The following is a 23,608-nucleotide window of genomic DNA, read 5'->3' on the forward strand; positions in this document are numbered from 1 at the left end:
AATGGATAATAATACTTTAGAGGTAACTATATACGGCAGAACTCTCAGCATCAAATCCAGCGAAGAAAATGCTGAGTATTTGAAAGAAGTTGCAGATTTTGTTGATGAAAGTATGAATGATATTGCAGAACATTATGGGCCGAACTATCCTAGAGACACTATAGCTATACTTGCCTGTCTTAATATAGCAGACTTATTGAAAAGAGAAATCGCTAACAGTAAGGCAGGTAAGGATACTTTATTAGCTTTGAAAGAAAGTATAGCTTCAAGATCAAATAAATTAATTAAACTTATGGACGAAAGAAAAGAAACTATTAAAGAGACTCAAGAATAATTATTAAATATATTAAAATAAATTATTTTTGTCAAAATAATAGTATTCTTTTTACTTTTGTCAAAACCTAAATATACAACAATAAATATTCTTTTTTATTATTCTTGTAAAATATGTTTTAATATAACGAAAAAATTATAATTAAGAAATATTTTTATTATACAATTGAATCATCATTTCAGAAATATTGATTTAATAAATATGGACTAAAATCTTTTTTTAATATATTATATAGCATCTTATATACTTAAAAAAATTATGGATTGAAGATTATGAATACAAACGCAGAAGAATACAAAATTTCATTTGTTACTATATTAGTAATTTGTTCTTATATCGCTTGTCAAATGATATCAAATATAGCAAGTGTAAAGATAGCTAATGTTTTAAGTTTAGCAGTAGACGGAGGAACATTTTTATATCCTTTAGCATTTACAATTAGAGATATGGCTCATAAAACTATAGGTAAAAAAAATACTCAAAAACTTATAATAGTATCAGCTATTATAAATATTTTTTCTCCTATTTATTTTTATATAATTTCTCATATACCAGCAGATGCAAGCTGGGAATTCAATGAAGCTTTTCAATTAACATTAAGCCCAGTACTTAGAATAGCATTAGCTTCTATAATAGGTTCAACTTTATCAGAATTAGTAGATACAGAAATATATCATTTATTTGTTACAAAAATTACTAAAAAACATCAATGGTTAAGAGTATTAGTGAGCAATGCTTTTAGTATTCCAGTTGATAATTTAGTTTTTGTTGCTGTAGCATTCTGGGGTGCTTTGCCATTCGATGCTTTGGTTGGAATATTTATATTTAATTTTATAGTAAAATATGCAGTTACAATAATAAGTGTTCCTATGATATATTTAGTTAAAGAAAAAAATTAAAAAATTTGACATATAATTATTTAATTGTTATATTTTTGCAACTTAATTTAAGAATTATACATATAGGAAATTAGAGAGAAAATAATATGAAAGCTATTATAAAATATTTATCATCATATTTGCCTGAAAATGTTGTTACAAATTATGATTTGGAAAAGACATTAGATACGAACAATGATTGGATAGTTACAAGAACAGGAATAGAAGAAAGAAGAATAGCAAATGATAATGAAAGTTCAGGCGATATGGCAATTAAAGCAGTAGAAAATCTTAAAAATAAAGGTGCAGTAGTAGAGGACTGTGATGCAGTAATAGTTGCTACTTCTACAAAATCATATACTTTTCCTTCAACAGCAGGACTTGTTCAAAAGGCTTTTAATATAAAAAATTCTTGCCTTGCTTTTGATATATCAGCCGCTTGTTCAGGATATATATATGCTTTGAATACAGCTTCTTCATTAATAGAAAGCGGAGAATGCAAAAAAGTATTGATTATAGCAGCTGAAAAATGTTCTGATATACTTAATTGGGAAGACAGAACTACAGCTATATTATTCGGCGATGGTGTAAGCAGTGCATTATTAGAAGCATCAGACGAGGATAAAGGAATCATATCAACAGATATAGGTGCTGAAGCTAATGAGGAAATACTTATAGTAAAGGGTGGGGGAAGTGTTTCTCCTATAACAGAGGAAAATGTTGAAGACAAAACCAATACTATAAAAATGGCAGGAACTGAAGTATTTAAAAAAGCAGTAACAACTTTTGATAATACAATCAGAAAGACTGTAAAAGATGCTGGTTTAGAATTAACAGATTTATCTCTTATAATCACGCATCAGGCAAACACAAGAATAATGAATGCCGTTGCTAAAAATTTAGGTTTATCAGATGATAAGTTCTATATCAATATACAAAAATACGGCAATACTTCTGCAGCAAGTGTAGGAATAGCATTTACAGAGGCTTTTGATTCTAATGTTATAAAAGAAGGCGATTATGTACTTTTAACAGCATTTGGTGCGGGTTTAACTTGGGGTTCTACTTTAATAAAATTTTAATAATTACAAGGTTTAGAAAATATGACATTATATAAATATTTATCTTCAGGTTTTGGAAAGGCAGAGGATTTGAACTGTGCTGAAAAAATGCTTTATGGTGCAAATAAGGTATATAATTTAGGAATCAATAAAGATGATTTAAAATTAGCAGCAGGCTTCGGCGGCGGTATGGCTATGGGTATTACTTGCGGTGTATTGACTGGAGGCATAATGGCACTTTCTAAGGCTTTTATAGCTGAGAGAGGTCATGAAGGTATGCTTTTGAAAGAAATTGAGGCAGAATATCTATCAAGATTTGAAAAAAGAACAGGTTCATTAAATTGCGGCTGTTTAGTAGAGAAATATAGAGATCCGGAAAATGGATGCGATTATTTAATATTTGAGGCAGCAAAAATATTTGATGATTTAATGGAAGAATATAAAACTTATAGAAAAATATAATAAAAGTTTTTATATAATAAAAAGTGAGGACTTAAAAATCCTCACTTTTTTATTTTTTAAATTCGGTATTATAAAATATCACATATAGATTTTATAATATTAACTTTTTTTCTTTCTCTTTCGCTTAAAGGAGCATATTTAGATTTATACATTATATCATTTGCAAGTACTATAAATTGTTCTTTAAGCATTTCAGCGGCCTCTTTGGGAGTTTTACCGCTTCCCTTTATAGCTAAATCATCATTACCTATAACATAATGATCTTCAGCAATTTTCATTATATAACCTCTTAAAGATTTTTTGAAATGAAAATCATCTACATCACTAAAATTTAATTCTACTTTTTGTTTCTGTGCCATTTATATACCCGCCTTTCTTGCATAATCTTCATTGGTTAGACTAAATGTTTTTTGTGTGAATATAATATCATTAGTATTGAATGCATAAGGAGCTTTACCTTTCAACCCAGCCACGCCATTTGATATAGCCTGATCAATAACTACATACAATTCTTCAGCATGTTTTTTTTGATACTTCATAACATCGGCAATAACTATCTCATAAGCAGTTTGTCTAGTAGGAGCACCAGTATCGCCTATGATATGATAAGAAGCACCATCTAAAGTATCTATCCACAAATAATCGCCTGTAATATCATAAATCTCAAAATTTATACTAACCTTTTGAGCCCAAAAAGACATAGCAGAATTTGCATACATTACACCGTCAACTTTATCAGTAAGAAGTGATAAAGTTTCTTCGCTTAGTCTATTAGTTGCAAGTGTTCCGGTAGCAGCAACATAATCAGCACCTAATATTGAGTGATTAGGCAGTTTGGCAAATTCTTCATTTCCTAATGCCTCTTGCAAGGTTATTAGTCTAACCATTTCATTTTGAGAATTAAAATTACTAATAAAACTGTTTAATACAAAATCAGTGTATATTTCTGTATTTAAATATTTTAATTTGTCAGTATATTGATTAGTCATATTTTTAGGAAATGTAAAAGAGGCTATAGCAATGGTTCTATTTTTCTCTATGATATCATCTACTCTTACATAGGAATATCTTGAAGCACAAGATATCATAATAAATAAAGACATTATTATAAATATAAATAATTTAATAGTCGTTTTACTCACAATAATATATCCTAATCTTTTTATTCTGTTTTTTCTACTGTAGTTTCTTTAACTTCTTTAGTTTCTTCAACAGCTTCAGGTTTTTTATTTTCTCTGTATTCTACAACCTGTTTTATAGTTGATCTTACAGCATAGTCTTTGTCAGTAGAAGCAAGTAAATTCAAAGACCTATCAACTCTGGCATCATCATAGTCTTTTAAAGCCTCAACAGCTGCCATTCTTACCCATTTATTTTTACTGGATAAACTTTCAAGTATAGAGTTTAAAAGAGCTTTTGCCCTCATAGTTCCAGCTACTTTCAAACCTTCTATTTGAACTTGCAAATCTGTATCAGATATTGCTCTTTTTACTCTGTCAATAGCTTCCGGGTTATTAGCTTCCAATTTTCCAAGCCCTAAAACAGCTAAACAGCGTACATTAAAGTCAGGGTCTTCAACACTGGCACGAAGAAAATCACTATAGGCTATATCAGCTTCTATCTTTCCTAAAAGCCATACAGCTTCAGCACGAACTTCTCTTCCTCCGTTTTGTGCTGCATTTAGAACTTCTAATATTATTTCTTCATTATTTGGATCTTTTTCCAATTTCTTTTCTGCTTTATGCACATCTTCAAGTCTGCGTAAAGTAACATCTTTTTCAGAACAAGATAATAAAAGCATAGAGATTGCAGTAAATATAAAAGCTATTATATTTTTTTTCATATCAATATTATAACCATTTACTCTTTAATTTATTAATTTCTTCTTTTGCCTTTTCAGTATTTTCTATAGATCCTTGAGCAAAAGTATCTTTTCCGCCTCCGCGTCCGCCACTTACTGCTATAATATCTTTTATGATGTTATTAGCAGATAATTTCTTTTCTTTCAAAGCATTTCCTGTTATCTGTACAAGTATAGAGTTTGAAGTATCAGTTTTACTTATCATTATAGCAATACTGTCTTTTACTCTTTCTTTTATAGTATCAGCGTATAGTCTTACTTCTTTTATATCCTCATTAAACTCTAAATTATAGAATCTAATTCCGTTTAAATCTTCAAACTTATCTATAAATGAATTTGCTGAAGCTCCTGAAGTTTTTAATTGTTTAATATCTTTTTGCAATTTTTTTACTTCATTTTGTAAATTTTCAGCTTTTACAGTAAGTTCATCTATTTTATTGGCATTTAATATACTGCTTAAATTCTTAACTTTATTGAATAATACAGTAGCTTCTTTAGCAGCTTTTAAGCCAGTAATAGCTTCTATACGTCTTACACCGCTAGCAACGGAACCTTCGCTTACTATATGGAAATAACCAACTTCAGATGTATTTGTCAAATGGCTGCCTCCGCAAAGTTCCACAGAAAAACCATTTCCTATATCAAGTATTCTTACTGTATCAGGATATTTCTCTCCGAATAATGCTTTAGCTCCAGCTGCAATAGCTTCTTCTTTAGGCATATATTTTATTACAGCAGGCATTGATTTGAACACCACTTCATTAACTTGATTTTCTACATTAATCAAAGTTTCTTCAGGAATTGAATCTGGGTGAGTGAAGTCAAATCTTAAATAATCTTCGCATACAAAACTACCAGACTGATTAACATGGCTTCCTAATGTAAGTTCTAAAACTCTTTGAAGTATATGTGTAGCTGTATGATTTTTTCTTATAGCATTTCTTCTGTCAGCATTAACGAATAATGTTACTTCTTCGCCTGCATTGAATGAATGATTATTGTTTTCTAATATATGTATAATAGTACTCTCTTTCTTTTGAGTATCTATTACTTTTATAGTTTCTTTTGAGCTTGTTTCTAAATGTCCATTGTCTCCAACTTGTCCGCCCATTTCACCATAGAAAGGAGATACATCTGTTACTATAACAGTATTTTCTTTATATACAGCAACTATTTTTGCTTTTACTCCATTAACTAAATTGTCTCTTTCTTCGCCTACATATTTAGTTTCATAATTTTCAACATAACCGAATTTAGATTTTTTATCTTCTCCAGTTCCTCTGCTTCTTTTCTTCTGTTCTTCCATAGCTTCTTCAAAACCAGCTTTATCAACTGTAAATCCATGATCAGCAGCTTCTTCTTCTGTGATATCAAGAGGAAGTCCGTAAGTATCGAATAACATAAATGCATCTTTGCCTGATATAACTTTACTTTCTTTGTTTTCTTCCATTACACTGTAAAGTTTATTCATACCTGCAGATATTGTGCTTATGAATTTATTTTCTTCATCTTTTAATATTCTTTTTATATTTTCTTCTTCTTTTGGCAAATAATCATATATATCTTTATAAACATTTATTACGGCACCAGTAAGCTCATTTAAGAAAGCACCTTTATGTCCTAAATCATTTGCAGTTTTTAAAGCTCTTCTTAAAAGTCTTCTTAATACATATCCTCTGCCTTCATTAGATGGTACGCAGCCTTCTGCAAGAACAAATACTAATGCTCTTAAATGGTCAGCTATTAAATTGATTTTTGTTTTATTTTTATCTTCATATTTTACATTTAATTTTTTTATTATAGCATCAACAATAGGCTTCATTACATCAGTTTGATAATTGCTTTCAACACCTTGTATAATGTAGCATAATCTTTCAAGTCCCATTCCAGTATCTATACCTACATTTTTTAGTGGTGATAAATTACCTTCAACATCTTGGAAAAATTCATTGAATACTAAATTCCAGAATTCCAAATATCTTTCACAATCGCAGCCAACGAAACAATCAGGTTTACCGCAGCCTTTTTCTTCTCCCATATCTATATAAAGCTCACTGCAAGGGCCGCAAGCTCCTGAATCTCCAGCAGGTCCCCAGAAATTATCTTTCTTTCCAAGTCTTACTATTTTCTCTTTTGGTATTCCTATATGCTCGTTCCAAATCTTGAAAGCATCATCATCTTTTTCATAAATAGAAACATATATTCTTTCTATAGGAAGTTTAATTACCTGAGTAGAAAATTCCCAAGCAAATTCAATAGCTTCTTTCTTGAAATAATCTCCCATAAAACAGAAATTACCAAACATTTCAAAGAATGTATGGTGTCTTGCAGTTTTACCTATATTTTCTAAATCTGAAAGTCTGAAACATTTTTGTATGCTTGCAGCTCTTGTATATGGTGCTTTTTTTATTCCAGCATAATATGGTTTGAACTGAAGCATTCCGGCAGTTGTGAATAATAGGCTAGGGTCATCTATAGGTATAAGTGAAGATGATTTTTCTATAAAATGGTTTTTACTTTTAAAAAACTCTTTAAATTTTTCTCTCAATTCTAAATGTGTCATGATAGCTCCTATTTAAGAACATTATATATGAATACTTTATATTTATTTCAAAATTATATAGTTTATTAATAATATATTAAATTAGTTATGAATGCAAGTACAAATTAAAAAATAGTTTACATAATAATGACTAATAATTTCTTTATATTAAAACAAATACAACTTTATATATTTATAAAATATAGTGATTAAAATTATTTAAATAGCAAATAAAAAAAGAGGACTATTGGAAATACCAAAAGCCCTCTATAACATTTTAAATTATAAGCACTATTCTATAATGATAACATAAGTCATTCTAGCACGTTTTATTGTAATAGTGAAAGATTTGTCGTTACCATAAGATTTTACAAAGTTATTATAGTCATCAGTATTTGAAATAGTGATGCCATTAATAGCTTTAATAACGTCTCCAGGTCTAAGTCCTGCTTGATATGCTTGAGAGTTCTGACTCATATTAAGCACAACAACACCTCTTTCATTGCTTCTTATTTGAAGTCTTTGAGATATTTCTGGTGTAATATTAGAAACATCTAATCCCATCCAAGAACGTGCAGATCCCTGAGAATTGTTCTGTGATTGTCTGCTAGGAACAACATTTTCATCTTCAACTCTAGCTTCTATAGTGATTTTTGTGCTTTTTTCTCTGCCGTTTCTCAAATATTTTACGGTAACTTCTTTACCTACTTTTGTAGTAGCAACTTTATTAAATAAGTCTCCAGATTTAGTCATTTTTTCACCATCAAATTCTATGATGATATCGCCGTCTTGTAATCCGCCTTTAGAAGCAGGTGAATCTGGTATAACTTCACTTACATAAACACCGCTGTTTTGTTTAACATTAAGACCTCTTGATAAATTTTCATCAATGTCTTGTAAGTATATTCCTAAATATCCTCTAGTTACTTTTCCGTTTTCTTTTAATTCAGTCATAACAGAAGTAGCAAGATTGATAGGAGTAGCAAAACCTATACCTATGCTTCCGCCTGAAGTAGAGTATATTAAAGTATTTATACCTATTACTTGTCCATGTATATTAAATAAAGGGCCTCCTGAGTTACCAGGGTTTATAGCAACATCAGTTTGTATATATCTTTGATATTTATTAGCACCAACATCGCTTCTACCTTTAGCACTTACAATACCGAAAGTTACTGTATTATTAAGTCCGTAAGGGTTACCTATAGCAATAGCAAATTCTCCCGGCTCTATAGCATCACTGTCGCCTAAAGCAACATAAGGGAAAGTTCTGTTATTAGCTTCTATTTTTAATAGAGCTAAATCATAAGCTTCATCATATCCTACTAATTGAGCTGGTAATTCGCCGTCTTCTCCATAAAGAGTAATCATTATTTTAGTAGCACCTTTAACTACATGGTAATTAGAAAGTACATAACCATCTTCATTAATTATGAAACCGCTTCCTAATGATTTTTGACTTCTTCTCTGTCTAGGCATTTGATCGCCGAAAAAGAATCTAAAGAATTCATCAGCATATCTATCTTCTTCTGTTTGACCAGCTTCTATCTCTGTAGATATATTAACTACAGCAGGCATATTTCTATCAACTACATCTCTTATAGCACTTTCAACTTCTAAAGCCCCATCTAATGAACCAGAAAAAGCAGTTTTTTCAGGTGCTGCTTGAGCATGAACTAAAAACTCATCTCTTTTATAATTTTTTTCATATGAAAAAATGAAAAAGGAAATTATAATACCAACTAAGGTAAAAGTAAGTCCAAGGTTTAAAAAGAACATAAATGAACGTTTTTTTTGCTCCATATATATAACCTCCTATTGTATTAATAGTTTATTTTTTTACTAAAACCTATTGATTTTATACTTTATAAAAAATAAAATTGAATATATTATATGAATGTTTCTACATCATTATATTAGAAAATAAGATTATTTGTATTATAAATAAAATTGTTTTTTTGATAATCATAGTGTTTTAGTACATATTATAAACCTACGAAAAAAAAACAAAGTAAAAAAATTATTTATAATTCTTATTTTTATAAAATATTTCAGGTTCCCCATTAGGTCTGGTATTCCATCTTGGATGTACCCAAAGCCAATTTTCAGGGTATTTGGCTATAATTTCTTCAAGCTTTTTAGTGTATCTTTGTGTATTATGTCTTATAGTTTCTTCTTTTGTTTCTTTTTCTTCTATGTACATTATCTCTGATACTACAATTTTATGATGTCCATATCTATCCGGAACGCTATAAAGTATTGCTATAGGAGATCCTGTTTTCATTGCTATTGCCACTGGACCGGTAGCTGTAGCACAAGGATATCCGAAGAAATCTACGAAAATACCATCTAAATAGTTTTGATCTGATAAGAAGGCAACAGGACTATTTTCATTTAAGGCATAAAATATTTCTCTTAAATTTCCCCATCTTGATATACATTTCATACCTCTTTTTTCTCTCCAAGATTTCATATAAGCATCTAATTTCGGATTATCAAGAGGTCTTACTATAACACTAGGGTGATATCCTTTTATAGCAAAATAAAAAGCTATATATTCCCAGTTTCCTAAGTGACCAGTAACAGCTACTATACCTCTGTTTTTTTTATGCATAGCTTCATCAAACATCTCCTGACCTTCTATTTTGATTCTTTTCAATATCTGTTCATTTGACATTCTTGATGATTTGATAAACTCGGCAAAAGTCATTATCATAGATTTCATAGAACGCTTTGCTATTCTTTTCCTTTCATGAAAACTTTTTTCAGGAAAGGCTTGTTTCAAATTAATTAATGCTACACGTCTGGCACTAGGTACTAAATAGTACATTAAAGTACCAACCAATTTGGCAAATAATACAACAATAATATATGGTGTAATTGCCATTAACTCCATCAATATACGTAATGGAATATATTCAAGCATAATAACTTTTGGGGATTTATAAGCCAAGATTATACCTCTTTAGTTTCTTCTTCTTTATTGTCATTATCATTATTATTATCAATTGGTTCTTCAAATAAATCTTTATCTTCTATAGATTCATCAAATTCATTGCCATTAACTGTTACAGCATCAGGATTTTCTGCATTGCTAGAACCTTCTTCTGATATATCTTCATTTCCTTCCATCATTGAAGACTGTTCCTCAGTTTGTCCTTCAGTATTAGCAACTTCTTCTGCTGTTTCTTGTAGTACTGCATCTTGAGAAGAAGTTTGTTCTGTAGTGAGTGTTTCTTCTTCATCTTCGCCTTCTATCAATATTCCAGCTCCAGATAATTCACCTTGTGTGATTAAATAATTGAATCCAGAAATAAAGTAATATGCTTCTGTTAAAGCTTTCATTACATTATAACCTTGTATTCTTTTTTTGCCTTTACCTAGTTCTGAAGAAAAAGTTAATATATCATTAGGGTTTTCTATGATTCTTTCTCTTTCTTCTTTATCTAATAATAATTTATCTAACTTCTTCTTAAATGGTGAAATTATTGATACAAAAGTGTTTCTCAAGTTTTTAGCCAAATAAGAACGCTGACCATTTTTATCAGATAACATAGAAACTCTTTGTTCAAAACGCATAGTTTTATCTTCTTCTACTTTAAGAATATTTCTGCAAAGCTCGCTGTATTCATTTAATCTTGAATGAGTATCTGATAATGATAAGAATATATTATTAAAATCATTTTTATAATCTGTTCTAACTTGATTGTCATAAACTAAATTATATCTTACCTTATTAGATACAAATACAGCTGAATATTCTCTGTCTAAGAAGTCTATTAATACCTTTATTCTGTATATCTTATCTTTTGTAGATACAACAAAGAAAGGATCTGCTTCATAAGCTATATTATTATCTTCTTTTTTGAATGATACGCATTTATTTATTAGTTTGACGCCTATAGATTCAACTTTGCTTAGTTTTTCTTCTTCAGCATCTTTTTTCTTGCCTATATTTTCTTTTGCCTGTTCTATTTTAGTTTCTTGTAATTTTTCTTTTTCTTTTCTTAATTTTGTATAATATCCTAATATATCCTCATCTGAAATATTCAAGAAACGGTTAAAATCATTTATAGTTTCTAATTTCTCTTTACAAGCATATTGAACTAATATTAACAATTTAGGATAATATTTTGAGTATACAAGATCAACAGCTCTTTTGAATGCTGATATTCTTGAGTTTACTATACCTTTACTAATATTATCAACCATAGCATAGGCAAGCATAGCTTTTTCTCCAGCCAATTTTATTCTTGAAGAATAGGCATGAAGAACATATAATGGCTTGAACATAGATTTTAATTCTCTTGTATAACTTTCAGCCATAACATTAGTATTTAATTCTTTGAATGGTCTTAAGAAATCTTTATAAATTTTTTCATCATATTGGTCTTTAATTCTTTCCAAAAGCTCTAAATCATCAAGGTCTTTTGAAAATTGAGCTATGATTTTTTGATGTTTAGTTTTAGCATCTATATCTGTAGCTTCTGTAGGATTTAAAGCATTAAATATTAAGGTGTCCATTTCTAAGAATGCTGATATGATATTTTTATCTATAAAGTTCAAGAATTTAGGGTTAACATTTCCTCCCATAAATGTAATAACTCCAGCACCTACAGCATCAAACCAGAGTTTTAAATTAGATAATAATCCGCTATTTTTTTGCTTAACAGCAACAGCAGTAGAATTGCTATTGTTAGCAGAATTACTATCTGGTTTAGCTCCGCCTGAAGTATTTGCACCTTTTGAACCTTTAGAATCGTTTCCAACTAAAGTGTTTGCATTTCTTCTTGATGAACCGCCAACAACTCCAGTATTAACCTTCTTCTTATCTGTTACAACCTCACCGCCAGCATCTACGAATTTATTGAATAAATCTTTTCTAGCATCTTTGTTTAGTTCATCTAATTTTAGTCTATCTCTAGTGTTATCTATATCACCCATAGAAAATAACTCCCTTAAAAAATGAATTGTTTATTTATTATCTCTATGTATTATGGTAGCACTGCCTTGATTTTCTGCCATAATAGTCATGCTTGATATTTGAACATGGCTTTTTCTAGTTAATGCATATTCTATATTATCGGCTATATCTTCAGCATATAAAGGAATAAATCCCTTATATACATTATCTGCTTTTTCTTTATTCCCTTTAAATCTTACTGTAGAAAACTCTGTATTAACAGCACCAGGCTTAATATTTGTTATTTTTACTGGTTTATCTATTAATTCAACCCTAAGACTGTCTCCGAACATTTCTACAAAAGATTTAGTAGCACAATATATAGCACCTCCGCTATAAGCTTCATCAGCAGCTGTAGAAGATAAATTTACTATATGTCCATACTTGCTTTTCAAGATATAAGGGAGCAAAAGTCTTGTTAATACTATTAAACCTTCACAATTTACTCTTACCATTTGTAAAGCATCTTCCATACTATTATTATAGTATAAATCTTTGCCTAAAGCTAAACCAGCATTGTTTATTAAAATATCTATATTCTTGTTTTCAATATTATCAATTGCTTTTATTATATCTTCAGTTTTAGAAAAATCTAACTTTATAACATCTACTTTTACATTATATTCTTTTTCTAATTGAGATTTTAAACTTTCAAGTTTTTCTATTCTTCTAGCAGCCAATATAAGATTAACTCCATTAGAAGCAAGCATTTTAGCAACAGCTTCTCCAATACCTGCACTAGCTCCGGAAACAAATGCTAATCTTCCGCTAATATTTTCTGTATACATTAGTAACTCCTAATACTATTTTATTATGTAAAAATAAAAATATACTATTTCTAGTATTTATGCAACAATATATTTTTATTATATATTTTGAATACTATATTGCAATAGTATATAAAAAATATTTTTAATTAATTTTATTAAAAAAATAAAACAACAAAATGTAATTAAACTCGAAAAAATGTCCGATTTTTTACCAATAATGGAAATTATGCTGGTAGAAAATAATACTTTTAGTAACAAAAAAGGGGCTATTATGAAAATAGCCCCCCATATTTTACAAAATAAGAAATTATTTACTCATAAGTTCTAACCATTCCGGCAACATCTTGAGCTGTATACTGCATACCAACTTCATTAAGGTATTTAGTTATTAAAGCATCAACTTGTTTTTTTAAGCCTTTAGAATATAACTCCATAACTACAGTACAGTTTTGTTTAGAATCCCATTTAGTTTCTACTACAGAAGCACCTCTTAATCTTCCAGCTACTCTTTCTTGTATAACATATTCATCTATCATACCTTTTTCTGTAGAACTTAAAGATTCTATATATGAACCTACTACTTTAGCAACGATTTTGTTTTTAGCGTCTAATTCAGCAGCTTGTTTAGAAGCTAATTCTCTTCTAAATTTATCTGTAGGATCTATATCCTCTGAAGGCAATCCCATACCCATAACTCTGAATGTATCATCGTTAATCCAGCCTTCTGGTCTGCTTTTGCTGATGCCAGTACCGCATGAAACAGCAAATGCTGCTGATATCATCAATATAATAAAAATTTTTTTCATATGTTTTATTCCTCCTATTAGGATATTATATATTTTTAAAATATATATTGCAATAGCTGTAAAAAATATTCACATAATATTATATTAATACTTTAAATATAATAAATAAAATACATATTAAGTAAAATATCTTTTATTAATTATCGATTATTAATTTTATTTGTTTTAAACAAAAAATGATTATTATTGTAATAATATACAATATATTTGTGATATTATGCAATCATTAATATATTGTTTTTAACAAATAATTTATCAATAATTATTCATAAGTTCTAACCATTCCGGCAATATCCTGAGCTGTGTATTGCAAACCAACTTCATTAAGATATTGAACTACCAATTCATCGATTCTCTGCTTTAAATTTTTACCATACAATTCCATTACAACAGTACAGTTTTGACTTGAATCCCATTTACTTTCTATAACAGAAAGACCTCTAACCCTTCCAGCAACTCTTTCTTGTATAGTATATTCATCTATCATGCCTTTTTCTGTAGAGCTTAATGATTCTATATATGATCCTACTATTTTTGCTACTATTTTATTTTTACCGTCCAATTCTGCTGCTTGTTTTGCCTCTACTTCTCTTCTGAATTTATCTCTTGTATCATCAGAAGGGGAGCCTAAACCTAGTACTCTAAATGTGTTATCGTTTACCCAACCTTCCGGGTTATTTCTGCTTACACCTTTTGAGCATGATAATATTATAATGGTAATTACTATTAAAATAATATACAATTTTTTCATAAATATTATTCCTCTATTGTATAAAATAAATTTGTATATGTACTATTATGTGATTGTATATTTTTTATAGTATATTGCAATAGCTATTTTTAGTTTTTTTTCTATTTTAATTGACATAAAATAAACATTATATATAATTGTTAGTTAATATTAACTTATAAATTTAAGGATATAAAATGAAACTTAAACATACAGTCAATTTTATAAAAAAACATACAGTAGCAATTTTTGTAAAAGTTGAAAAAGAAGAACCTAAAGTATGTACATTTAATGAAGAGTATATAAAATTATTCAATAGTTTAGTGAAAGATAAATATTATACACCTTCTACGCCTTTTGCTTTTGGATTTGCAAGCAATACTAGAGTTATTTTTATTACATATAGAGAAATGAAAAATTATATGTATGAAACTTGGAAAAATGCCGGAGCTTCATTAATAAAAATAATGAAAGATTTACATATTGATGATATAGAAGTTGATATGGCTGAATTATTTGCTGAAATAGCTTCTGAAGAATCTTATATTCAATTCTGTTTGGGTATGATACTTTCTTCTTATAGCTTTGATAATTATTTAGGCGATAAAAGATTAAAAGAAAAAACAGTTATAAAGAATATTCTTTTAGTTTCAGGTGATAAAAAAGACACTGAAAATGCTATAGCTAAAGCAAATCAAATAGCAAATTGTATATTTTGGGCTAGAGATATGGTTAATGAACCAAGCAATGTTATTAACTCATTAACATTTGTTGATAGAGCTAAAAAACAGGCTGAAAGCAGAAAAATAACAACTACTGTATTAACAGAAAAAGAATTAAAAGCTGCAAATATGAATGGTTTATTAGGAGTTAATGCTGGAAGTAAGAATCCTCCTAGATTATTCATAGCACAATATAAAAAAGCAAGAGCTAAAAAACATATATTATTAGTAGGTAAAGGTATAACATTTGATACAGGCGGAATGTCTTTGAAGCCTGCTGATAGTATGTTAGGTATGAAAGATGATATGGCAGGAGCTGCTGCAGTTTGCGGAGCATTATTTTTAATATCTGATATGAATTTAGATGCTAATGTTACAGTATTATGTCCTTTAACTGATAATAAAACTGGAAGTGCTGCTATTAACCCTGGCGATGTATTAAAAATGTGCAATGGTGTTACAGTAGAGGTAGTTAATACAGATGCTGAAGGAAGATTGATACTTGCTGATGCTTTGGCTTATGGTATAAAAAAATTCAATCCGGATTTTGCTATAGATATTGCTACTTTAACTGGTGCTTGTTCTATAGCTTTAGGAAGAAATGCTACTGGATTAATGTCAAATGATGAAGTATTAACAAAAGCTTTAGTAGATGCCGGAAATGATACTTATGAAAGAGTATGGGAACTTCCTATGTTTGATGAGTATAAAGAACAAATAAAATCCGATATAGCTGATATAAAAAATACTGGCGGAAGACTTGCAGGTACTATAACAGCTGCTCAATTCCTATCATGTTTTACAGAAGGAGCTAAATGGGCACATTTGGATATAGCATGTACTTCTATTAGTGAATCTGATAATAAGTATTTATCTAAAGGTGCTACTGGAGTAGGTGTATATTTACTTGCTAAAACTGTAGAAAAACTTGTCGATGTTCAAAAAGTTTAATAATGGGTTTTTAATTTAAATATATGTGAGAATAATCATAGTATATATTTGATATATGCTATGATTATTTTTTATTAAAAATAATATACTAAAATTTATTTTTTATTCCAATTTAAGCATTTCTTTTTATCTTCATCGGTTATTTCTCTAATTACTTTGCAAGGATTTCCAAAAGCAACAACATTGTCAGGTATATCTTTTACAATAACGCTTCCAGCACCTATAACAACACCATTTCCTATTGTTACTCCCGGCACAACTATAGTATTTGCTCCAAACCATACATTATTTCCAACTGTTATAGGATAAGCATATTCTATATATTGGTTTCTTCTTTCTATATCTATTGGGTGTCCTGCAGTATAGAATCCGCAGTTTGGTGCTATAAATACATTATCTCCGAATTTAACTTTGGCACAGTCTAATATTATGCAATTATAATTAACATAAAAATTATCTCCAGCTTCTATATTGAATCCATAATCACAATAAAACGGAGCAGTAATTCCAAAATCTTTTCCTATTTTTCCGAATAGTTTTTTTATTATATCTTCTTTTTCTTTTGTCTGATTTGATTTTAATAAATTATATTCCAAGCACAAGTCTTTAGCTTTATCCCTCATCATTTCTAAATCTTTATCTCCGCTGCAATATTCAAGACCATTAATCATTTTTTCTAATTCATTCATAATTGACTCCTTTTATCAAATATAAATATTATAATAAAATACAAAAAAAATAAAGTATAGTTTTTCTGGGTTTAACTTGAAATTATTTACATAACATGGTATAATAAGTATTCAAATTAGATAAAAATGGGAGTGTATATGCCTTCAGGAAGAAAAAGACTTCGTCAAAAGATGGCTACGCATAAACGCAAAAAACGTTTACGCAAAAATAGGCATAAGAAAAAGTAATATAAACTAACATTATACATATTAATGTTTTTTTCATCTCTTGAATGTTAAAGTTTATTAATGGGAAATAATAGTATGTCAACCGATGTGAGAACTGTCATAGAGGTATGCGTGGGACTTCATTGTTCTACAAAAGGAGCTTATGCTCTTTTGGAATCTATTCGTTCGCATTATGACTTGCAAATAGGCGTACCATCAGCAGATGGTATGCTCCTCAAAGAGATGGAGTGTATGCATAATTGCCGTAATGCTGTACCTGTCCTTATTAATGGTATGGAATGTACAAAATCGTCTTTTAAAAGTATTATCAAGTATATAGAAGCTATACATGTAAGAAAAAGATGAAGAAATTTTTACTGCATAGTGAAAGTAATATAACTAATATTGGAACCTATAAAGATCATTTTGGTGATTATTTAGTAGTACAATCATTAGAGCAAACCTTTATAAGAGATTTGCAGAGTTTTTCTGTACTTTCACGCGATGCTTTTCAAAGATCATTGTATAGTATTCTGACTGATAAAAATATAAAAGAAGATTTTTTAATCGTTAATGCAGCATCTTTTGATTATCTTGTTTTTAAAGATAAATTTCTTATAAAAAATAATCCGCATCTTATATTAGACGGTTCCTCATTTCTTGCAAAAATTCTTAATGTAAAAAGAATAGATATTGTATTAAAAAATTATTATTTGGAAGAAAAAGATATTATTATAAAGGCTGTAGCAGAAGCTGAAGATGCAAGATTTATATATGATGTAAAAGTGAACATATATACTGAGGACACATATTATCAAGAATGCAGTCAAAGAATTACTCCTTCATATTTAGAAAGTAAAAAATATATATTCGATTTAGATACTATAACTCAGCTTACATATTTAGCACATATTGGGGAATATAGCTTCAAAAATTATGGTACCGGTAAGAATAAAGGAACATATATATTTTCCGTTACTGGAGATATAATTAATCCGAATTTATATGAGTTTGAAATAGATACCCCTTTAAAAAATCTTAGCAAATCAGCTGGAGGACTTAATAAAGAGTATACTGCAAAATGTGTATTTACTAATGGTTTTTTGAATCCTCCTATAGATTTTGAAACATTTCAGAAAATGACTTTAGATTATGAATGTTTTGACAGTCTTAAAATGAAAATTGGCAATGGGGGAATATGTTTCATACGTGAAGACAGATGTATGGTTAGGGTAGTATTAAAAATAGTTCAGTTTGGAAGGAGTATATCCTGCGGCAGATGTATGCCTTGTCATTATGGTTTTGATTTATGCGAATATTATATCAATAAAATGCTTTTGGCCAATTCTATTTACAGTGATTATGCAAGTTTGAAAGAAGCTGTTGATATGATAAAGTTAGGGGCTTCCTGCTCATATATTAGGAATCTGGCTAATTGCATATCATCTACAATAGAAATGTTCAGAGATGAGTTTTTATATTTGATAGAGAATAAGGTTACATTGTATAGTTTTATAAAAGATTAATGAGGTTTTATTTTAATGATAGTAAAATTTAATGTTGATGGAAAAATGGTATCTGCTCAAAAGGGATATACTATACTTCAAGCACTATCATACATTAATGTTGATATACCTCATTTATGCTCTTACAAAATAAACCCATCTACGAATACTTTTGAACCTAAAAATACAATAGCATGCTGCAGATTATGTGTGGTTAAAGTAAAACGCAGGAATGAAATTAATTATTCTTATAAATTTGCATGCAATGAAATAGTAGAAAATTCTATGAGTGTTTTAACTGAAGATGAAGATATTATAAAATATAGAATATCATTGCTTCAGTCTATACTATACATGCATAAGCCTATATGCGAAAGCTGTAAAGTTGATTATGTTTGTCAATTAAAAAAATATTTGGATTTTTATAAAATTTCAATATTAGCCTCTGATAATGCTTCAAATGAAGATGATATTAATTTAAAAGAAGTAAAAAAAATTGTTGAAGAAATGAATCTTCCTAATTATATAAAAACTAATTATGAAAGATGTATTAATTGCGGAATATGCAGAGATTATAAAGTTGTAGACGGATATAATTCTATGATAACAGATTTATGTCCTACTCATGTATTTGAGGTAGAAAGGGACATAGACAATAAATTATATGAGGATATAAGCACTGTAAAGAAAATCAGAAGTTTTTGTATAGGCTGTAATCATTTATGCGAAGTAGATTATAGTTATATAGATATTAGTATAAAGGATATTTCTTCTCCTAAAGGCAAAAAATACGGATTATGCGATTATGGAAGAAAAATGTCTTACTATTCCAATAATTTATTAGAAACTCCTTTTTATAATGGCATGCAATTTGATTTTAGGAAGGCTAAAGAACTTTATCATAAATTTATAGGTGAAATTGATATTGACAGTACTTTGGCTATAAGTTCAAGTATGTATCCTATAGAAGATATTAAGGCATTTGATGATTTTATTTATTCTTTGGGAATATCTCATTTAACTTTCAAAAAAAATAGAATGGCAACTAATTCTAATAATATAAGAGATAATTATACAAATATTAATGATTATTCTGTTAAGGATTTGAGAATTTCAAGATTTGAAAATGATATTAACAGCAATAAATTCAGTAAGTATATTATACTTGGTGATGCTTTAGATGATAATGATGAAATTATAGATTTTGCTAAAAGAAATAAAGGAAATTATATATTATTTACTCCGACTTTTTCTGTATTAGCTTATAATTCCTATTTATCTTTTCCTATTCAGTATCTTGGAGAATTTGAGGGACATTATATAGATAATCATGGAAAAACTAAGGAGATGTTATCCTTTACTGAGAAAAATAAAAACAGATTAAGTTTAGTTGAATTATTAAAATATTTGTATTTATAATAATTTTGTTCTATACTATATAATATATAGATATTGGTTTTATTATGTTCTTATAAAATAAGAGGAGAGGTATTTATGGCAAAAACTAGAGCTGAGATACTCCATAGTAAAAGTAAAAAAAATTATGATATCATAATTATAGGCGGCGGTGTTATAGGTGCTACTATAGCATTAAAGACTTCAAGAGTGGGATTTTCTACACTTCTATTAGAAAAACATGACTTCTCCTACGGAGCTTCATCACGTACTTCAAAAATGCTTACTGGAAGATTCAATGATATGAACAGTAAGAATCTTATATCTGTTATTAATCAGGTAAAAGAAAGAAACAATTTGATGTATAAAAATTCTTCTTCTCCTTTTGGTATCATGAAGCCTATATATGAACATAGTCGCAGAGGTCTTTTCAGAGAGGAGATGAGGGCATTTTTATATGATTTATTTTCTATATTTGGAAAGACTAAGAAGCATGTATCTCATAGCCGAAATTCAGCCTTAGATATTTTGCCGGATTTAGTTAATAATGATGTAATAGCAGCAATAGAATATTATGAAGGTTATGTAGATGATTCAAGATATGTTATAGAACTTCTTTTAAAAGCAGAGGAATATGGTGCTGATATATTGAATTATGCTGAAGTAAAAGGCTTTGAATATAATCAAAAAGAAATAAATTCAGTAGTATTTACTGATAATGTTGATAGGCGTGTTTATGTGGCTTCAGGTAAAACTATATTGATTGCTGCAGGAGCTTGGGGACAGAGTATAAGTTCTTTAGTTCCTAATGGAAGTTTTGAAGATGGTGTATCTTATGTAAAAGGAACACATTTAGTTATAGACAGTGATTTGATACATATAAATAAATCAGTTGTACTTCCTAAAATAAAGAATAGACCTAATGTATTTTTAACACGTTGGAAAAATTCTACTATTATAGGCCCTACAATAAAAAAGCATCATACAGATTTTGACTGTGTATATGCTACAAGCGATGAGGCAGAATATTTGCTTGATATATACAATACTTACTTTAGTTCTATTGTAAATAAGAATCATATTGTTACAACTCAGGCAGGAATGATGCCTTTAAATCCTTTAAATGTGAAAATACATTCTCATCCTCAATATAGATTATTTACAGTAGAAGGCGGAGATTTTACAACTTCTTCAGCTGTTGCTATAAAAACTTTAGTAAAAATGTATGGTAAGCCTTATAAATGGTTCAGTAATGAGAAGGTTATAAATAATAAAATAGAGAAGAATGTTCAATTAGTGCTTAATAAAGAAATGGTTAAGTTTTTAATAGACTATTTCGGATCTGTAAAAATGATTATGAAATTAAATGAAATGTGCCAGAATGATTCTTCTCTTTTAGTTGAAGTTGGTCTTGATTATAGAATAAATAGGGGATTGATAAGATACTTTATTGAAGTGGAACATGCTTGTCATTTAGATGATATTATGATGAGAAGATTAAGATTTATTTTAACAGAAAATGATTGCGGTACTTTAATTGCTGAACATATAGCAGAAACAATGGCTGATATTTTAAATTGGAATAAAGAAAAGACACAATGGGAAATAAAGAGATACAGAACAGAAATTAAACGTGCCAGAATAGCATTATTTTAATTATGAAATATATTATCAACTTTTTTGTGCAGTAATAAAGTTGATAATATATAAAGTAATTATTATTATAATAATATACCTAAACAACTATATTTTGTCAAAAATAATTTTTTTAAATTTTAAATATCTGCAGGGCTTTGCCCTTACGAAGTACACAGCGTGCAGCACCCCACTTCTTTTGTTGCCACAAAGAAGCAAAAGGGCTATATTTTAACTTAAATTGATAATTTATATTACATGTAAAACAATTTTAGTATGATTTAGTACTAATTTTATAATTGCACTTTTTGGTTCTTTGACAAAGTCCGCAGAGCGTATGCGGCGGGAAAAAGAACAACAAAAACATTGACAAACTTAAAAATTTTCAGTATATATTCTTTAGCTGTATATTAATTCTTTAAAACCTTTAAGTATATTAAGACCAGTATTTCCGCTTTTTTCTGGGTGAAACTGTATTCCATATACATTATTCGATTTTACAACTGCTGGTATAGTAACATCATATTCACTGTCAGCTATTATACTTTCATCGCAGTACTTTCCATAATATGAATGTACAAAATATACATATTCCATATTATTAATATATTTAAATAATTTATCTTCTTTTCTGATATTTAAATTATTCCAACCCATGTGAGGGATTTTTAATTCTTTATTTTTCAAATCTTTTTCTATAGGGCATATACTTCCCTTTATAAGTCCAAGACCATTATATTCGCCGTATTCATAGCTTTTATCAAAAAACATCTGCATACCTAAACATATACCTAAAATTAATTTACCTTTTTTAGCTTCTTCAATTATAGTATGTTTCAATATGCCTTCATTTCTTTTTTCTAATTTATCAATGGCATCTCTGAAAGCACCAACTCCAGGAAGTATAATTGCATCAGCATTTTTTATTATATTTTCATCATCTGTCAATTTATTTTCTATACCCACATAATCAAGTGATGACATAAGTGAAAATAAATTTCCAACTCCATAATCGATTATAGCTATCATAATTCGTTCCTTTTTTAAATAAAAAATTATTCGCTAATAGAGTCTGCCAAGTAAACTTGTCAGACGCTCATAATTTTTTATATATAAATTTTTAAAAATAAAAAATTATTCGCTAATAGAGTCTGCCAAGTAAACTTGTCAGACGCTCATAATTTTTTATATATAAATTTTTTAAAAATAAAAAATTATTCGCCGGTAGAGTCTGCCAAGTAAACTTGTCAGACGCTCATAATTTTTTATATATAAATTTTTAAAAATAAAAAATTATTCGCCGGTAGAGTCTGCCAAGTAAACTTACCAGACGCTCATAATTTAAATATTATTTTTCTAACATACCTTTTGTTGATAATACCTCATTTTTATATTTTTCATCTATTTCGCATGCTTGTGATAAAGCTCTGGCAACGCCTTTAAAAATAGATTCTATTATATGATGAGTATTCTCTCCGTAAAAAGTTTTTATATGCAAAGTTATATTCATTGAATTAGTAAAAGCAACAAAAAACTCTTTTACAAGCTCAGTATCAAAATCACCTACTTTTTCATGAAGCAAATCACTGTCAAAAACTAAATGACTTCTTCCGCATATATCAACAGCAACCAATGTTAAAGTTTCGCACATAGGCATATAAAAGTTTCCATATCTTTTAATCCCTTTCAAATCGCCTAAGGCTTCCTTAAAACATTTTCCAAGTACTATTCCTATATCTTCAACCGAATGGTGATAATCTACATCTGTATCGCCGTTGCATATAACATCTAAATCAAATCTTCCATGACGGGCAAATAAATCTAGCATGTGATTCAAAAATCCTACGCCTGTATTATTACTGTATTTACCGCTTCCATCAATGTTTAACTTGATTTTTATTTTTGTTTCTGCTGTATTTCTTTCTATTTCATGTATTCTCATAAAAACTCCTAGTTAATTTCATAAATACTAGAAAAATTATATTTTGTCAAAATTTATTTTAACTGTTTTATAGTTTTTTTACAACTTTTATCTTATTGTTAATAGTATTATATTATGCTACATATACAACTTGTGTTTAAGGTTTGAATATTTTA

At 28.7% G+C, this 23,608-nt stretch carries 22 protein-coding genes; 9 read left to right on the forward strand and 13 right to left on the reverse strand.

All coding sequences use genetic code 11. From position 1 onward, the window contains the following. Position 1: 1 nt before the first annotated feature. The 4 genes from R4K56_RS07680 to R4K56_RS07695 all read left to right on the forward strand — a co-directional run bounded on the left by R4K56_RS07680 (position 2) and on the right by R4K56_RS07695 (position 2,735). Positions 2 to 334 carry a cell division protein ZapA gene (locus R4K56_RS07680; RefSeq protein WP_297297766.1) on the forward strand — a complete coding sequence of 111 codons (333 nt, stop codon included), beginning with the start codon at positions 2 to 4 and terminating at the stop codon, positions 332 to 334. 272 nt (positions 335 to 606) lie between these two features. After that, positions 607 to 1,233, forward strand: a complete 627-nt coding sequence (locus R4K56_RS07685; RefSeq protein ID WP_335756364.1) for a queuosine precursor transporter — start codon at positions 607 to 609, stop codon at positions 1,231 to 1,233. Positions 1,234 to 1,319: 86 nt separating this feature from the next. Then, positions 1,320 to 2,294, forward strand: a complete 975-nt coding sequence (locus R4K56_RS07690) for a beta-ketoacyl-ACP synthase III (RefSeq protein WP_335756363.1) — start codon at positions 1,320 to 1,322, stop codon at positions 2,292 to 2,294. A gap of 21 nt (positions 2,295 to 2,315) precedes the next feature. Beyond that, complete coding sequence (locus tag R4K56_RS07695) at positions 2,316 to 2,735, forward strand: C-GCAxxG-C-C family (seleno)protein (protein ID WP_297297760.1); 420 nt, start codon at positions 2,316 to 2,318, stop codon at positions 2,733 to 2,735. Positions 2,736 to 2,803: 68 nt separating this feature from the next. Here the strand turns inward: R4K56_RS07695 and R4K56_RS07700 are convergent, their stop codons facing one another. The 10 genes from R4K56_RS07700 to R4K56_RS07745 form a co-directional block, all read right to left on the reverse strand. Then, complete coding sequence (locus tag R4K56_RS07700; protein ID WP_297297758.1) at positions 2,804 to 3,094, reverse strand: hypothetical protein; 291 nt, start codon at positions 3,092 to 3,094, stop codon at positions 2,804 to 2,806. Continuing rightward, positions 3,095 to 3,838, reverse strand: coding sequence for a hypothetical protein (locus R4K56_RS07705; RefSeq protein WP_335756371.1), 744 nt, complete (start codon positions 3,836 to 3,838; stop codon positions 3,095 to 3,097). A gap of 59 nt (positions 3,839 to 3,897) precedes the next feature. Then, a complete protein-coding gene (locus R4K56_RS07710) occupies positions 3,898 to 4,578 on the reverse strand; it encodes a HEAT repeat domain-containing protein (protein WP_335772300.1) in 681 nt (226 codons plus the stop codon). A 7-nt stretch (positions 4,579 to 4,585) separates the two neighbouring features. Beyond that, positions 4,586 to 7,159, reverse strand: a complete 2,574-nt coding sequence (gene alaS / locus R4K56_RS07715; protein WP_335772301.1) for an alanine--tRNA ligase — start codon at positions 7,157 to 7,159, stop codon at positions 4,586 to 4,588. Between the two features lie 270 nt (positions 7,160 to 7,429). Further along, the gene (locus R4K56_RS07720; RefSeq protein ID WP_335768944.1) at positions 7,430 to 8,941 is read right to left on the reverse strand and encodes a DegQ family serine endoprotease; all 1,512 of its coding nucleotides are present in this window, start codon (positions 8,939 to 8,941) and stop codon (positions 7,430 to 7,432) included. 217 nt (positions 8,942 to 9,158) lie between these two features. Beyond that, positions 9,159 to 10,091: a lysophospholipid acyltransferase family protein gene (locus R4K56_RS07725; protein ID WP_335772302.1), complete on the reverse strand. Its 933-nt coding sequence runs from the start codon at positions 10,089 to 10,091 to the stop codon at positions 9,159 to 9,161. A 2-nt stretch (positions 10,092 to 10,093) separates the two neighbouring features. Next, entirely contained in the window at positions 10,094 to 12,082 is a 1,989-nt protein-coding gene (locus tag R4K56_RS07730; protein WP_335772303.1) for a hypothetical protein, read from the reverse strand. A gap of 30 nt (positions 12,083 to 12,112) precedes the next feature. Further along, positions 12,113 to 12,889: an SDR family NAD(P)-dependent oxidoreductase gene (locus R4K56_RS07735; protein WP_335772304.1), complete on the reverse strand. Its 777-nt coding sequence runs from the start codon at positions 12,887 to 12,889 to the stop codon at positions 12,113 to 12,115. A 293-nt stretch (positions 12,890 to 13,182) separates the two neighbouring features. Further along, positions 13,183 to 13,677 carry a hypothetical protein gene (locus R4K56_RS07740; protein WP_297297743.1) on the reverse strand — a complete coding sequence of 165 codons (495 nt, stop codon included), beginning with the start codon at positions 13,675 to 13,677 and terminating at the stop codon, positions 13,183 to 13,185. A 262-nt stretch (positions 13,678 to 13,939) separates the two neighbouring features. Further along, positions 13,940 to 14,428 carry a hypothetical protein gene (locus R4K56_RS07745; protein WP_335772305.1) on the reverse strand — a complete coding sequence of 163 codons (489 nt, stop codon included), beginning with the start codon at positions 14,426 to 14,428 and terminating at the stop codon, positions 13,940 to 13,942. 176 nt (positions 14,429 to 14,604) lie between these two features. Here R4K56_RS07745 and R4K56_RS07750 point away from each other — a divergent pair, with 176 nt between their 5' ends. Then, positions 14,605 to 16,080 (forward strand): leucyl aminopeptidase family protein, encoded by a 1,476-nt coding sequence (locus R4K56_RS07750; RefSeq protein ID WP_335772306.1) that lies wholly within the window; start codon positions 14,605 to 14,607, stop codon positions 16,078 to 16,080. A gap of 95 nt (positions 16,081 to 16,175) precedes the next feature. Here the strand turns inward: R4K56_RS07750 and R4K56_RS07755 are convergent, their stop codons facing one another. Then, on the reverse strand, positions 16,176 to 16,769 hold the full coding sequence (locus R4K56_RS07755) for a sugar O-acetyltransferase (RefSeq protein ID WP_335772307.1): 594 nt from the start codon (positions 16,767 to 16,769) through the stop codon (positions 16,176 to 16,178). A 303-nt stretch (positions 16,770 to 17,072) separates the two neighbouring features. Here R4K56_RS07755 and R4K56_RS07760 point away from each other — a divergent pair, with 303 nt between their 5' ends. From R4K56_RS07760 to R4K56_RS07775, 4 genes are all read left to right on the forward strand, one after another. Beyond that, positions 17,073 to 17,342, forward strand: a complete 270-nt coding sequence (locus tag R4K56_RS07760; RefSeq protein WP_335756354.1) for an NAD(P)H-dependent oxidoreductase subunit E — start codon at positions 17,073 to 17,075, stop codon at positions 17,340 to 17,342. Beyond that, positions 17,339 to 18,502: an NADH-ubiquinone oxidoreductase-F iron-sulfur binding region domain-containing protein gene (locus R4K56_RS07765; protein ID WP_335772308.1), complete on the forward strand. Its 1,164-nt coding sequence runs from the start codon at positions 17,339 to 17,341 to the stop codon at positions 18,500 to 18,502. Before R4K56_RS07760 ends, R4K56_RS07765 begins: the two co-directional genes overlap by 4 nt. Positions 18,503 to 18,517: 15 nt before the next feature. Beyond that, positions 18,518 to 19,900 carry a 2Fe-2S iron-sulfur cluster-binding protein gene (locus R4K56_RS07770; protein ID WP_335772309.1) on the forward strand — a complete coding sequence of 461 codons (1,383 nt, stop codon included), beginning with the start codon at positions 18,518 to 18,520 and terminating at the stop codon, positions 19,898 to 19,900. Positions 19,901 to 19,975: 75 nt separating this feature from the next. Next, a complete protein-coding gene (locus tag R4K56_RS07775; RefSeq protein WP_335772310.1) occupies positions 19,976 to 21,532 on the forward strand; it encodes an FAD-dependent oxidoreductase in 1,557 nt (518 codons plus the stop codon). Between the two features lie 378 nt (positions 21,533 to 21,910). On the opposite strand, the gene hisH is transcribed toward R4K56_RS07775, so the two are convergent. Together hisH and hisB are read right to left on the reverse strand one after the other, a co-directional pair. Next, positions 21,911 to 22,540 carry an imidazole glycerol phosphate synthase subunit HisH gene (gene hisH, locus R4K56_RS07780; protein ID WP_297297727.1) on the reverse strand — a complete coding sequence of 210 codons (630 nt, stop codon included), beginning with the start codon at positions 22,538 to 22,540 and terminating at the stop codon, positions 21,911 to 21,913. Positions 22,541 to 22,859: 319 nt separating this feature from the next. Then, the gene (gene hisB / locus R4K56_RS07785) at positions 22,860 to 23,453 is read right to left on the reverse strand and encodes an imidazoleglycerol-phosphate dehydratase HisB (RefSeq protein WP_335786898.1); all 594 of its coding nucleotides are present in this window, start codon (positions 23,451 to 23,453) and stop codon (positions 22,860 to 22,862) included. Positions 23,454 to 23,608: the final 155 nt, after the last annotated feature.

Source organism: Brachyspira pulli, assembly GCF_036997785.1.
GTDB classification, from domain to species: Bacteria; Spirochaetota; Brachyspiria; order Brachyspirales; family Brachyspiraceae; genus Brachyspira; species Brachyspira pulli.

What these genes read in the sequence shown, in the direction of transcription:
- R4K56_RS07740 (WP_297297743.1), bottom strand. Translation starts at nt 13,677, where the DNA reads ATGAAAAAAATTTTTATTATATTGATGATATCAGCAGCATTTGCTGTT.
- alaS (WP_335772301.1), bottom strand. Translation starts at nt 7,159, where the DNA reads ATGACACATTTAGAATTGAGAGAAAAATTTAAAGAGTTTTTTAAAAGT.
- R4K56_RS07695 (WP_297297760.1), top strand. Translation starts at nt 2,316, where the DNA reads ATGACATTATATAAATATTTATCTTCAGGTTTTGGAAAGGCAGAGGAT.
- R4K56_RS07755 (WP_335772307.1), bottom strand. Translation starts at nt 16,769, where the DNA reads ATGAATGAATTAGAAAAAATGATTAATGGTCTTGAATATTGCAGCGGA.
- R4K56_RS07680 (WP_297297766.1), top strand. Translation starts at nt 2, where the DNA reads ATGGATAATAATACTTTAGAGGTAACTATATACGGCAGAACTCTCAGC.
- R4K56_RS07745 (WP_335772305.1), bottom strand. Translation starts at nt 14,428, where the DNA reads ATGAAAAAATTGTATATTATTTTAATAGTAATTACCATTATAATATTA.
- R4K56_RS07765 (WP_335772308.1), top strand. Translation starts at nt 17,339, where the DNA reads ATGAAGAAATTTTTACTGCATAGTGAAAGTAATATAACTAATATTGGA.
- R4K56_RS07730 (WP_335772303.1), bottom strand. Translation starts at nt 12,082, where the DNA reads ATGGGTGATATAGATAACACTAGAGATAGACTAAAATTAGATGAACTA.
- R4K56_RS07760 (WP_335756354.1), top strand. Translation starts at nt 17,073, where the DNA reads ATGTCAACCGATGTGAGAACTGTCATAGAGGTATGCGTGGGACTTCAT.
- R4K56_RS07710 (WP_335772300.1), bottom strand. Translation starts at nt 4,578, where the DNA reads ATGAAAAAAAATATAATAGCTTTTATATTTACTGCAATCTCTATGCTT.
- R4K56_RS07770 (WP_335772309.1), top strand. Translation starts at nt 18,518, where the DNA reads ATGATAGTAAAATTTAATGTTGATGGAAAAATGGTATCTGCTCAAAAG.
- R4K56_RS07700 (WP_297297758.1), bottom strand. Translation starts at nt 3,094, where the DNA reads ATGGCACAGAAACAAAAAGTAGAATTAAATTTTAGTGATGTAGATGAT.
- R4K56_RS07690 (WP_335756363.1), top strand. Translation starts at nt 1,320, where the DNA reads ATGAAAGCTATTATAAAATATTTATCATCATATTTGCCTGAAAATGTT.
- hisB (WP_335786898.1), bottom strand. Translation starts at nt 23,453, where the DNA reads ATGAGAATACATGAAATAGAAAGAAATACAGCAGAAACAAAAATAAAA.
- hisH (WP_297297727.1), bottom strand. Translation starts at nt 22,540, where the DNA reads ATGATAGCTATAATCGATTATGGAGTTGGAAATTTATTTTCACTTATG.
- R4K56_RS07775 (WP_335772310.1), top strand. Translation starts at nt 19,976, where the DNA reads ATGGCAAAAACTAGAGCTGAGATACTCCATAGTAAAAGTAAAAAAAAT.
- R4K56_RS07705 (WP_335756371.1), bottom strand. Translation starts at nt 3,838, where the DNA reads ATGTCTTTATTTATTATGATATCTTGTGCTTCAAGATATTCCTATGTA.
- R4K56_RS07720 (WP_335768944.1), bottom strand. Translation starts at nt 8,941, where the DNA reads ATGGAGCAAAAAAAACGTTCATTTATGTTCTTTTTAAACCTTGGACTT.
- R4K56_RS07685 (WP_335756364.1), top strand. Translation starts at nt 607, where the DNA reads ATGAATACAAACGCAGAAGAATACAAAATTTCATTTGTTACTATATTA.
- R4K56_RS07735 (WP_335772304.1), bottom strand. Translation starts at nt 12,889, where the DNA reads ATGTATACAGAAAATATTAGCGGAAGATTAGCATTTGTTTCCGGAGCT.
- R4K56_RS07750 (WP_335772306.1), top strand. Translation starts at nt 14,605, where the DNA reads ATGAAACTTAAACATACAGTCAATTTTATAAAAAAACATACAGTAGCA.